Annotated in this window: 10 protein-coding genes; 3 read left to right on the forward strand and 7 right to left on the reverse strand. The window is 70.2% G+C overall.

Going from position 1 to position 11,272, the window contains the following annotated elements; genetic code table 11:
* Nucleotides 1–6 precede the first annotated feature (6 nt).
* The 5 genes from OG714_RS17900 to OG714_RS17920 form a co-directional block, all read right to left on the reverse strand.
* On the reverse strand, nucleotides 7–1,260 hold the full coding sequence (locus OG714_RS17900; protein ID WP_406122143.1) for a styrene monooxygenase/indole monooxygenase family protein: 1,254 nt from the start codon (nucleotides 1,258–1,260) through the stop codon (nucleotides 7–9).
* A gap of 61 nt (nucleotides 1,261–1,321) precedes the next feature.
* On the reverse strand, nucleotides 1,322–1,984 hold the full coding sequence (locus OG714_RS17905) for a GTP-binding protein (RefSeq protein ID WP_406122145.1): 663 nt from the start codon (nucleotides 1,982–1,984) through the stop codon (nucleotides 1,322–1,324).
* The gene (locus OG714_RS17910) at nucleotides 1,965–2,375 is read right to left on the reverse strand and encodes a DUF742 domain-containing protein (protein WP_033282123.1); all 411 of its coding nucleotides are present in this window, start codon (nucleotides 2,373–2,375) and stop codon (nucleotides 1,965–1,967) included. Before OG714_RS17910 ends, OG714_RS17905 begins: the two co-directional genes overlap by 20 nt.
* Complete coding sequence (locus OG714_RS17915) at nucleotides 2,372–2,875, reverse strand: roadblock/LC7 domain-containing protein (protein WP_406122147.1); 504 nt, start codon at nucleotides 2,873–2,875, stop codon at nucleotides 2,372–2,374. The genes OG714_RS17910 and OG714_RS17915 overlap by 4 nt, the downstream gene beginning before the upstream one ends.
* Nucleotides 2,872–5,709 (reverse strand): nitrate- and nitrite sensing domain-containing protein, encoded by a 2,838-nt coding sequence (locus tag OG714_RS17920; protein ID WP_406122149.1) that lies wholly within the window; start codon nucleotides 5,707–5,709, stop codon nucleotides 2,872–2,874. Before OG714_RS17920 ends, OG714_RS17915 begins: the two co-directional genes overlap by 4 nt.
* Nucleotides 5,710–6,062: 353 nt before the next feature.
* On the opposite strand from OG714_RS17920, the gene OG714_RS17925 reads away from it, so the two are divergent.
* Nucleotides 6,063–6,851: a protein phosphatase 2C domain-containing protein gene (locus OG714_RS17925; RefSeq protein WP_406122151.1), complete on the forward strand. Its 789-nt coding sequence runs from the start codon at nucleotides 6,063–6,065 to the stop codon at nucleotides 6,849–6,851.
* Nucleotides 6,852–6,905: 54 nt separating this feature from the next.
* Here OG714_RS17925 and OG714_RS17930 read toward each other — a convergent pair whose 3' ends face one another.
* Together OG714_RS17930 and lon are read right to left on the reverse strand one after the other, a co-directional pair.
* Nucleotides 6,906–7,430: a MarR family winged helix-turn-helix transcriptional regulator gene (locus OG714_RS17930; RefSeq protein WP_406122153.1), complete on the reverse strand. Its 525-nt coding sequence runs from the start codon at nucleotides 7,428–7,430 to the stop codon at nucleotides 6,906–6,908.
* Between the two features lie 183 nt (nucleotides 7,431–7,613).
* The gene (lon, locus tag OG714_RS17935; protein ID WP_406122154.1) at nucleotides 7,614–10,031 is read right to left on the reverse strand and encodes an endopeptidase La; all 2,418 of its coding nucleotides are present in this window, start codon (nucleotides 10,029–10,031) and stop codon (nucleotides 7,614–7,616) included.
* Nucleotides 10,032–10,321: 290 nt separating this feature from the next.
* Between lon and OG714_RS17940 the strand changes: the two genes are divergently transcribed.
* Nucleotides 10,322–10,747 carry a DUF4259 domain-containing protein gene (locus tag OG714_RS17940; protein WP_406122156.1) on the forward strand — a complete coding sequence of 142 codons (426 nt, stop codon included), beginning with the start codon at nucleotides 10,322–10,324 and terminating at the stop codon, nucleotides 10,745–10,747.
* 47 nt (nucleotides 10,748–10,794) lie between these two features.
* Nucleotides 10,795–11,199 (forward strand): hypothetical protein, encoded by a 405-nt coding sequence (locus tag OG714_RS17945; RefSeq protein ID WP_406122158.1) that lies wholly within the window; start codon nucleotides 10,795–10,797, stop codon nucleotides 11,197–11,199.
* Nucleotides 11,200–11,272 lie beyond the last annotated feature (73 nt).

Raw genomic sequence — 11,272 nt, forward strand, 5'->3', positions numbered from 1 at the left:
CGGCGACTAGGCCCCGGCAACAGAAGCCAGGTACGCACCCGTCTTCTCAGGCTCGTAGAAGAAGTTCTCGAAGTCGGCGGGGTCATCAAACGCGTTGGCGAACCGATCCGCCACCGGCTGCAACTGCCCAGCCGCCCCAATGAGGTTGAGAATGTGCTCCGGCGGCGGAGACAGCATCGCGTTGGTCCACTTCGTAACGTGCCGCGCAGTCTCCCAGTACCGCTCGAACGTCGCGGCCATCCAGTCCCCGTCGAACTCCTTCTCACCGTGCTCAAGGATCGACGCGAGATACGAAGCCGCGCACTTGGACGCCGAGTTGGACCCCTGCCCGGTGATCGGGTCGTTCGCGACGACGACATCCGCGACGCCCAGCACCAGACCGCCACCCGGCAGCTGACCGACCGGGTTACGGACGGTGGGCGCGTACCGCCCGGCCAACGTCCCACCCGCGTCCGTGAGTTCGACGTCCCGCGCCCGCTCGTACTCCCACGGCGTGAACTTCTCCATGAGTTCCAGGGTCAGGGAGAGATGCTCCGCCGGGTCCTTGACGCCGTTGAAGACGTCCAACGGTCCACCGGGTATGCCCTCCCAGAACAGGATGTCCGCACGCCCGGACGTGGTGAGCGTCGGCATGACGAACAGCTCGCCGACGCCGGGCACGAGGTTGCAGCGGACCGCGTCGTACTCCGGGTGCTCCGGGCGCGGGCCCAGACCGTGGACATAGGACACCGCCAGGGCGCGCTGCGGCTCGGTGTACGGGGAACGCTCCGGGTCGCGGGCGAACATCGAGACCAGTTCGCCCTTGCCCGCCGACACGAGCACGAGGTCGTACGTACGGGAGAAGTAGTCGAGGTCCCCAACTGCCGCGCCGTGGATGACCAGTTGACCGCCGCGCTGGGCGAAGGTCTCCATCCAGCCGGCCATCTTGACCCGCTGGTCGACCGACTGCGCGTACCCGTCGAGCTTGCCCACCCAGTCGATCGCGCGCTGGGTCGGCCCCGGGTCGTGCGAGCCGGGGGCGGCGACCGAGACGCCGAGTCCTTCGATCTTCGGGGCCTGGGACTCCCAGAAGTTCAGCTGGAGATCGCGCTCGTACTGAAGTGCCGTGGTGAACATGCACTGCGTCGACATGACCCGTCCGGAGCGGATCTCGTCCGCCGTCCGGTTCGACATCAGGGTGACCTCGTACCCGTGCGACTGGAGTCCGAGGGCGAGTTGGAGCCCGGACTGGCCGGCTCCGACGACGAGTATCTTCCGCATACGGGTGGTGGCTCCTTGGTCGCGACTGATCGAGGACTGGCTCTCGAGGACTGCTCGGGGGCTACTCGGGGGTGACGTCCAGCGCGTGGCCGACGAGCGCGAGCAGCGTCTCGATGGCCGAAATCCGCCGCCGCGCATCCATGATCATGACGGGTACGTGCGCGGGGATCGTCAACGCCTCCCGCACATCCTCCGGGTCGAACCGCTCGCTGCCTATGAAGTGATTGACCGCGACGATGTACGGCAGCCCGCAGCTCTCGAAGTAGTCCAGCGCGGGGAAGCAGTCCTTGAGACGGCGGGTGTCGGCCAGCACGACGGCGCCGATCGCGCCGCGCACCAGGTCGTCCCACATGAACCAGAACCGCTGCTGTCCCGGCGTACCGAACAGGTAGAGCACCAGGTCGTCGTCGAGCGTGAGACGGCCGTAGTCCATGGCGACCGTGGTCGTCATCTTGCCGGGGGTGGCCGTGAGGTCGTCGGTGTCCTCGCTGGCCTCGGTCATCAGCGCCTCCGTCTGGAGGGGCTGGATCTCCGAGACGGCGCCGACCATGGTGGTCTTGCCGGCGCCGAAGCCGCCGGCCACCACGATCTTCGCGGCGACGGGCGCGCGGGTGCGGTCCGTCTGCCAGGGCCGCAATTCCTCCTCGTCGTTGAGGAGTTGCTTCTCGTCGTTGAGGAGCGGGGAGACGCCGTAGGCGGCGGCGTCAGAGACGACGGAGTCCACTCAGCACCTTTTCCAGCAGAGCGCGGTCAGGACGGCCCGTACCGTGAGCGGTTCCGGTTCCGTACACACGGATCTTTCCCTGGTCGGCGAGATCGCTCAGGAGCACGCGGACCACACCGAGCGGCATCTTCAGCAGCGCGGCGATCTCGGCCACCGTGCGCATACGGCGGCAGAGTTCGACGATGGCCCGCATCTCGGGCATGACCCGGGTGTTGAGCGAACCGTTCGTCAACTCCTTGCGCTCCTCCGGGGCTTCGAGCGCCGCCACGAAGGTCTCCACCAGGAGGACATGGCCGAATCGGGTCCGGCCGCCGGTGAGCGAGTAGGGGCGTACCCGGGCGGGTTTGCGGTCGCCGCCGCGCACCGGGAGCTTGTTGGGCGTACGGCTCATCGCGCACTCCCCGCGGTCGCGTCCTCGAAGGATTTCCGTAGCTCGCTGCGGAGTTCGGGCGTCAGCACATGGCCGGCCCGTCCGACGAAGAGCGCCATGTGGTACGACACGACGCTCATGTCGCAGTCCGCGGCGCCGTGCACGCCGAGCAGCGAACCGTCGCTGATCGACATCACGAAGAGGCTGCCCTCCTCCATCGCGACCATGGTGTGCTTCACCGGGCCGGAGTCCATCAGCTTCGCGGCGCCGATGGTGAGGCTGCCGATGCCGGAGACGATGGTGGCGAGGTCCGCGGCGGAGCCTCGCGGTCCGCTGCGCTTGGTTTCGAGAGCTTCCTTGGCCTCGGCGTTCCTCCCCGGATCGGAGGAGAGGAGCAGCAGGCCGTCGGAGGAGACGACCGCGACCGACTGGATGCCGGGCACCTCCTCGACGAGGTTGCTCAGCAGCCAGTGCAGGTTGCGGGCTTCACTGCTCAGTCCGAAGGTACTGGGCGCGGTCAACTGCTTGCCTCCTCGACGGTGCCCCCCGTGGGTTCTTCGGATGGTGCGGTTGCGCTTCGCGGGGCCGGGACCGGGTTCTGGCCGGTCTTCTCGGCGATTTCCGCTTCTACGTCGCGGTAGCCGGCGGAGGCTCCTGCGCGGAAGCCGCCGAGTCTGCGGCGCAGGGCTTCGGCGTCGACCGTGCCGGTTCGCTGGCGCGGGGCTTGGGCGGGCTGGGTGATCTTGGGGGTGCGTTTGGGGAGGCCCTTGTCCGTGACGGGGTCCTCGTCCTGGGCTCGCTCGTGCTCTACGGCTTCGGCTTCGCCGTCAGCCGGGATCTTGCTCCCACCCGCACCGCCCGTGCGGCCATCGTCGTCGGGTGCGGGTGGCCCCTGTGGGGCGAACTCACCGTCGGCGGCCAGCCGTTCGTGCGCGGCCCCCCTCGCGTCTGCTCCCCGTCCGCCTGCCGCTCGCGGGGCTTCCGTCGCGGCTCGGTCCTCCGGCGCCAGCGGCAGCAGGAGTTCCATCGTCATCTCCGCGGGAGACTCCGCCGGAATCTCCACCGGATTTTCCGCCGGAGACTCCGCCGACGTTTCCGCCGGGGTCTCCCGGACCGCCTGCTCCGCCAAGGCCACCAGGGGGTCCTTGTGTTCCGAACGGCCGTGCAGGACGTTGGAGTTGGACTCCGCGGAGGCGCCGGGGAGGGAGTAGGAGTGGGTGTCGCCGGTCACCGGGGTGGTGGACGGGACCGCTGATGCGGGGGCGGTGGCGAGCAGGGGGCCGGGGAGGACCACCACCGCCGCGATGCCGCCCTGCTTCTGGTCGCGGAGCTGGACCCGGACGCCGTGGCGGTGGGCCAGGCAGGCCACGACGTACAGGCCCAGGCCCAGACCCTCCTCGCCCTCCTGGTCGTAGGGGGACTCCGGGTCGAACTCGGTGAGGCGGGCGTTGAGGCCGGCCATGCGGCTGATGGTCATGCCGATGCCCTCGTCCTGGACGGAGAGCATGACCTCGCCGTTCTCCAGGAGCCAGCCGGAGATCTCCACGGGGGCGTCCGGCGGGGAGAACGAGCTTGCGTTCTCCATCAGTTCGGCCAGCAGGTGGCTGATGTCGTCGGCCGCGAAGCCCGCCACGTGCGCGTGCGGGGGGAGTGCCGAGATGCGGACGCGTTCGTAGCGTTCGATCTCGCTGACCGCCGCGCGGACCACGTCGACCAACGGGACGGGCCCGGCGTGCTGTTGGACGTGTTCGGTGCCGGCGAGGACGAGGAGGTTCTCGCTGTGGCGACGCATGACCGTGGCGAAGTGGTCGAGCTTGAAGAGGGTGGAGAGCCGGTCGGGGTCCTGCTCGCGCTCCTCCAGGCCCTCGATGACGGCGAGTTGGCGCTCGACCAGGCCGAGGGTGCGCAGCGCGAGGTTGACGAAGGTGCCGCCGATGCTGGTGCGCAGCCGCTCCAACTGGCCTGCCGAGTCGGTGACTTCGGCGCGTAGTTCCTCACGGGCGTCGGCCATCTTCTGGCGCTGTCCGACGAGGTGCTTGCGGTCGGCCTCCAGGGTGGCGATGCGCTCGTGGAGGGCGGCGGCGTGCGCGTGCAGGGAGTTGACCGAGCGGACGACCTGGGCGAACTCGTCGTTGCGGCCGGTGAACTTGATGGGCTCCTCGGCCGCCGGGTCCTCGGCCTCGGCCAGGCGCGTCGAGCCGCGGCGCAGGACGGAGAGCGGGCGGGTGAGGGTGCGGGCCATCGCGGTGGCGATACCGACGGCGAGCAGCATCAGCGCGCCGAGGACCGCGATGCGGATCTCCAGCGCGGTGACGTCGTCGTCGCGGAGCTGGGCGAGGAGCTTGGCGCGGTCCACGTAGAGCGCGGACTCCTCGCCGCGCATCAGGTCGACGCGGGCGGAGAGCGCCGCGTCGATCTTCTTCGTGCTGGTGTCCAACTGGCCGTCGGACAGCGTGGGTTGGGCGGTGAGAGAGGTGAGGTACTTCTCGGCGGAGTTGACGTCGGACCCGGTGACCACGGAGTCGTAGCCCGCGACGGCGTCCTTCGTCGCGCCCTCGCGGAAGTCGGCGAGGGCGGCGTCGGAGCGCAGCCGGGCCTGCTGGGCGGCGGCGCTGAGGGCGTCGCGCTCCTTGGACTGGGCCTTCGTGGAGGTGGTCTCGGTGACGGAGAGACCGGTGATGGGGCTGATGACCGTCTCGGTGGTCGTCGGCACGTTCAGGGCGGCCAGCAGCAGTCCCCGGGCGGCGGCGGCCTGCTGGACGGCGGCGTCGAGTTCGGCGAGCGCGTAGGCGCCGGAACCGGCCCGCGGCGGCATCTGCTCCGCCAACTGCTCGGCGAGCCGGTGCAGTTCGGTAATGGCACCGGAGTACGCGACATGCGCCTCCAGCGCGCTGCTCTTCCCGGTGAGCGCGGCCCGTCGTACGGCGGCGACGTCGTCGAGGTCCGAGCGGAGCGCGGCGGAGATGTCGGTGTCGGCGCGGAGTTCCTCGACCTGGCGGTCGACGCGGGCGCTGCGGTCCTCGTCGGGGGCCTGGGACTTGGGGCGGCCGGCGGCGATGTACGAGGTGACCTCGTCCCGCTCGTCGGCGAGCGAGTGGGCCAGCGACAGCGCGTCCTGCGTCTGCCCGGCGAGGGTCACCAGGTCCTGGGAGTCGCTCAGTTGGCCCGAGGCGGTGATGAGGGAGGGAACACCGGCCGCGGCGATGGCGGCGGCCACGACGGCTACGGCGATGATGAGCCGGTTGCGTACGTGGGTGCGGCGCCCCCTGCCCGCGGGGTCGGGCGTGGCGGCACCGGTGGCGCCCCCCTGAGGGGCCGTCTGCTTGCCTGTGCGCCGCGGCCGCTTTTTCTGCACCGGTGCTCGCATTCCTGACTCGTGATACCCATGGGCCCGGGTGACGCTCCGTCATCCCGGTACGGCGACCCTCCCAGTGCCGGTAGGCAGTGGCCGCGCATCGTCCGGCCCGCCACCCGAAGGAGTGAACCCCGGAGGGGAGTTGGCGGGCAAGTTCCGGCGGCCGGTCCGGGGCCCTCGCGCACCGCGCCGGTTGGACGTGAGCGGCGCGCTTTGGCAGGATTCGCCGCCACGCATTCTCGGAGTGATCCATTCCAGCCCAAACCAGGCGCCTGACCTGCACGACTGCGCCCATTCGACCATGAGTGCCAACCTTTCGCGGAGCCTGTGAAGAGGTCGTGCAGACTGGCTGAATGCGTACGGAACTTGTGTCGGAACCCGGCGACCCGGACCGCCCCAACGAGGACTTCGCGAGTGTCGGCCTTCCGGCCTCGGGACAGGGCGGTTCGCTGATCGTCCTGGACGGGGTGACACCACCGAGAGGGGAGACGGGCTGTCTCCATTCGGTCCCCTGGTACACCGCGCGCCTGGGCGGCGCGCTGACCGAACTGACCGTTTCCTGCCGGGATCTGACCCTGGCGGAGATTCTCTCCCGGGCGATCCTCCGAACAGCTGAGGCCCACGCCACCACCTGTGACCTTTCTCACCCACGCACCCCACAGGCAACGGTCGCACTGGCCCGCTGGTCCCCCCAGGAGGTCGAATACCTGGTCCTCTCGGACTCCGCGCTGCTGGCCGAATCCCCGGCCGGCGAGGTGACCGCCGTACTGGACGACCGCCTCTCCCGCCTCCCCCGCTCGGCTCTCGCGACGGACGCCATGATCGACACCACGCTCCGTAACAAGGAGGGCGGCTTCTTCACGGCCGCCGCCGATCCGTCGGTCGCGGCACGCGCGGTGACGGGTTCGCTCCCCCGCGCCGACGTCCGCGCCCTCGCCGCCCTGACGGACGGGGCGACGCGGTGGGTGGAGAAGTTCGGCCAGGGCGACTGGGCGGACTGCCTCGCTCTCGTACGGAAGGAGGGGGCGCCGGAGCTGGTGACCCGGGTACGGGCGCTGGAGCGGGCGGACGCGGAGGAGCGGACGTATCTGCGGCGGAGCAAGACGCACGACGACGCGACGGTCGTGTACGCCGAGCTGTGACCGGCCGCTACGCCGGTGCCACCTCTCCCTTCGGTGTCGTCTCTCCGTCGGGTGTCACTTCTCCATGACGCCGTTCAACTGGTGGAGCAGCCGGGCCAGTTCGGCGACCTCGCGGCGGTCCCAGTGGGAGAGCTGGCTGACGTAGCGGGCCCGCCGGGCCTCGCGGACGTGGACGACCCGGCGGCGGCCCTCGTCGGTGAGGTCGACCAGCCAGGCCCGGCCGTCCGCCGGGTCGGGCTCGCGGGCGATCAGGCCCAGGTCCTCCAGGGCGCGCAGCTGGCGGGACATCGTGGCCTTGCCGACGCCGATGTAGGCGGCCAGTTCGGTGGCCCGCTGCCTGCCGTACTCGTCGAGCCGGACCAGCAGGCCGTACGCGGCGGACTCCAGGTCGGGGTGGACCTCGCGGGCCATCTCCCCCTGGTTGGCCCGGGCCCGGCGGAGCAGGAACGTCAACTCGCGCTCCAGGGACAGGTATTCGTGGTCCACGGCGAGTCCGTCGGGGCCCACGGACAACGCGCCGCCGTCTCCGGGAAGCCCGCTGCCGTTCCTGTCCTCGCCCTTGTGCACGTCAGCACCCATTGGTCCGCTTTCCCGATCGTGAAAGTTTCCGCCAAACACCGTCATCGCCGCAGCTCCGCCAGTATTTCGCAGGGCTGGACCAATGGCGTCGTCCGGACCCCCTTCCCAGGACACGGACGTGCGACAAAGGCCCGGGCCCCCTCGCGAGAGGGGACCCGGGCCCTCATCTACCGGTCGCGTCCGTCACGCCGCCACCGGAACCTCCGACGTCGCGCCGTTCGTCGCCGGCGACAGCGCCAGCTCCAGGACCTGGCGGACGTCCGTCACCGCGTGGACGTCGAGCTTGTCCAGGACCTCGGCCGGGACGTCGTCCAGGTCGGGCTCGTTGCGCTTCGGGATGATCACGGTGGTGACCCCGGCCTGGTGCGCGGCGAGCAGCTTCTGCTTCACACCGCCGATCGGGAGGACCCGACCGGTCAGGGAGACCTCACCCGTCATCGCCACGTCCGTGCGGACCAGGCGGCCGCTGAGCAGCGACGCCAGGGCCGTCGTCATCGTGACACCCGCGCTCGGGCCGTCCTTCGGCACCGAACCCGCCGGGAAGTGGATGTGCACGCCCCGGTCCTTCAAGTCGCCGACGGGCAGCTCCAGTTCGGCGCCGTGCGAGCGGAGGAAGGACAGGGCGATCTGCGCGCTCTCCTTCATCACGTCACCGAGCTGACCGGTCAGGGTCAGACCCGCCGCCCCCGTCTCCGGGTCGGCCAGCGACGCCTCGACGTAGAGGACGTCACCGCCCGCGCCGGTGACCGCGAGACCGGTGGCGACACCGGGTACGGCCGTGCGGCGCTCGGCCGGGTCCTGGGCGGACTCGGGGACGTGGTGCGGCCGTCCGATCAGACCGCGCAGATCGGCGTCGGTCACCGTGAACGGCAGCTCCCGCCGGCCCAGTTCGTGCTGGGCCGCGATCTTGCGCAGCAGCCGGGCGACGGACCGCTCCAGGGTGCGGACACCCGCCTCACGGGTGTACTCACCGGCGAGCTTGCGCAGCGCGCTCTCGTCGATGACGACCTCGTCGTCCTTGAGCCCCGCCCGCTCCAGCTGGCGCGGGAGCAGGTGGTCACGGGCGATGACGACCTTCTCGTCCTCGGTGTAACCGTCGAGCCGGACCAGTTCCATCCGGTCGAGCAGCGCCTCCGGGATGGCCTCCAGAACGTTCGCCGTCGCGAGGAACACGACGTCGGACAGGTCGAGTTCGACCTCCAGGTAGTGGTCGCGGAAGGTGTGGTTCTGCGCGGGGTCGAGGACTTCGAGAAGTGCCGCCGCCGGGTCACCCCGGTAGTCGGACCCCACCTTGTCGATTTCATCCAGCAGGACCACCGGGTTCATGGACCCGGCCTCCTTGATGGCCCGGACGATACGACCGGGGAGGGCACCCACGTACGTACGCCGGTGTCCACGGATCTCGGCCTCGTCCCGAACCCCGCCCAGCGCGACCCGCACGAACTTCCGCCCCATCGCGTGCGCGACGGACTCGCCGAGCGAGGTCTTGCCGACACCGGGCGGGCCGACGAGGGCGAGCACGGCACCACCGCGCCGACCTCCGACAACACCCAGGCCCCGCTCCGCGCGCCGCTTGCGCACGGCCAGGTACTCGGTGATGCGCTCCTTCACGTCGTTCAGACCGGCGTGCTCGGCGTCCAGGATCGCCTTGGCGCCCTGGATGTCGTACTCGTCCTGCGTCCGTTCGTTCCACGGCAGTTCGAGGACGGTGTCCAGCCAGGTGCGGATCCACGACCCCTCGGGCGACTGGTCGGAGGACCGCTCCAGCTTCTCGACCTCCTTGAGCGCGGCCTCGCGGACCTTCTCGGGAAGATCGGCGGCCTCGACCCGGGCGCGGTAGTCGTCGGACTCCTCGCCGTCGCTCGTGTCCCCGTTCAGCTCGCGCAGTTCCTTGCGGACGGCTTCGAGCTGGCGCCGCAGCAGGAACTCGCGCTGCTGCTTGTCGACGCCTTCCTGCACGTCCTTGGCGATGGTCTCGGCAACGTCCTGCTCGGCGAGGTGGTCGCGCAGGTGCTGAGTAGCAAGCTTCAGCCGGGCCACCGGTTCGGCGGTCTCCAACAGCTCGATCTTCTGCTCGGTGGTGAGGAAGGGTGAGTAACCGGAGTTGTCGGCGAGCGTGGACACATCGTCAATGGCCTGCACGCGGTCGACGACCTGCCAGGCCCCCCGCTTGCGCAGCCACGCGGTGGCCAGCGCCTTGTACTCCTTCACCAGCTCGGAAACGGAGCCGGGCAAGGGTTCGGGCAGGCTCTCGTCGAGCGCGGTGCCCTCGACCCAGAGCGCGGCACCGGGCCCGGTGGTCCCGGCCCCGATCTTCACGCGGCTACGGCCGCGGATCAGCGCACCCGGATCACCGTCGGCCAGCCGGCCGACCTGCTCGATGGTGCCGAGCACACCCGTGCTCGCGTAAGTCCCGTCGATGCGTGGCACCAGCAGGACCTTGGGCTTTCCGGGCTCGGACCGCGCGGCGGCCTGGGCGGCCTCCACGGCGGCGCGTACATCGGTGTCGTTCAGGTCCAGCGGAACCACCATTCCGGGCAGCACGACCTCGTCGTCGAGCGGCAGCACGGGCAGGGTGAGCGGTGTGGACGTCGAAGCCATGATCTCCCCTTAGGCAGTCAAGTTGAGCTATGCCGACTCAATGCTTGGGCGACTTCGATTGTTCCCCACCTGGTGTTCGCCCTGAGCGATCAGCGGTAGCGCACCGGGCTCCGTGCAGGTCAACACGGAAATGGGGCGAGGGCTTCCCGGGGAGCGGGGTGCGTTGGAGGGGTGCGCTGACGGGACGGCCGGGGCTCGACGCCCGATCTCGACGGTCGGCCTCAGCGGTCGATGTCAGTGGCGCCTGCCACGATGCCCGGACACGACGCCATCACGATCAGGAGAGACGCATGGGCACCTGGGACACCGGTCCCTTCGACAACGACACCGCTGCGGACTGGTGCGGCGACCTCGACGACGCCTCTCCGGACGCGCGTCAGGGCTTGGTGCAGGACGCACTCGTCCGAGCGGCCGACAGCACCGACTGCCTCTACGCGAACGTCGGCGACGAAGCCGTTGCGGCAGCGGCCCTGGTCGCCGCGCAAAGCCCCGGCGGCGAGCCCGCCCACCCCCACTACGGACCGGACGAGCCGCTCCCCGACCTCACCGGTCTACGCGCCCTCGCCCTCCAGGCCCTCGACCGCGTCATGACCGAACCGTCCGAACTCCTGGAGCTCTGGGACGGACGGGACGGCGCCCCCTGGCGGGCGTCGATCAACCGACTCCGCGGCACGCTCACGCCCCAGCCGCCCGGAGAACAGCTCAGCCTGAGCTGAACCCCCGCCGACGGCCCAACCGCCCGTTCCCCCTCCGGAAGGTCCACATGAGCTGGGACGTTCTTCTCCTCCACCTGCCCGACGACATCACCTCGGCGCAGGACATACCCGACGGCTACGCCCCGCGCCCACTCGGCCCACTGCACGAGGCCCTCGCGACCGTGAGCCGAGCCGAGCCCGAAACCGACCTCGCGGATCCCACCTGGGGCGACCTCACCGGACCCACCTGGTCCATCGAACTCAACATCGGCTCGGAGGATCCCGTGGACTCGATCATGTTGCACGTCCGCGGCTCCGGCGACGACGTGCTCGACTCCGTGTTCCGTCTCGCGGGCGCCTTCGGCTGCAAGGTGCTGGACTGCTCGTCAGGAGAACTGATCACTCCGGGAGTGCCCTCGGGCTGGCACGCGTTCCAGGAGTACCGCGACCGCATCGCCGACACCACACGCTGACTCGTCACGCCGCCACGCGCCCCGGTACGTCCGACAGCAGCTCGAACCACACGACCTTGCCCTGGGCCGGCCC

Origin of the sequence: Streptomyces sp. NBC_00989, from assembly GCF_045162655.1 — a bacterium.
Lineage (GTDB): Bacteria > Actinomycetota > Actinomycetes > Streptomycetales > Streptomycetaceae > Streptomyces.

Coding starts and splice junctions, on each gene's coding strand:
- OG714_RS17900 (WP_406122143.1), bottom strand. CDS start 1,260: ATGCGGAAGATACTCGTCGTCGGAGCCGGCCAGTCCGGGCTCCAACTC.
- OG714_RS17910 (WP_033282123.1), bottom strand. CDS start 2,375: ATGAGCCGTACGCCCAACAAGCTCCCGGTGCGCGGCGGCGACCGCAAA.
- OG714_RS17925 (WP_406122151.1), top strand. CDS start 6,063: ATGCGTACGGAACTTGTGTCGGAACCCGGCGACCCGGACCGCCCCAAC.
- OG714_RS17930 (WP_406122153.1), bottom strand. CDS start 7,430: ATGGGTGCTGACGTGCACAAGGGCGAGGACAGGAACGGCAGCGGGCTT.
- lon (WP_406122154.1), bottom strand. CDS start 10,031: ATGGCTTCGACGTCCACACCGCTCACCCTGCCCGTGCTGCCGCTCGAC.
- OG714_RS17940 (WP_406122156.1), top strand. CDS start 10,322: ATGGGCACCTGGGACACCGGTCCCTTCGACAACGACACCGCTGCGGAC.
- OG714_RS17945 (WP_406122158.1), top strand. CDS start 10,795: ATGAGCTGGGACGTTCTTCTCCTCCACCTGCCCGACGACATCACCTCG.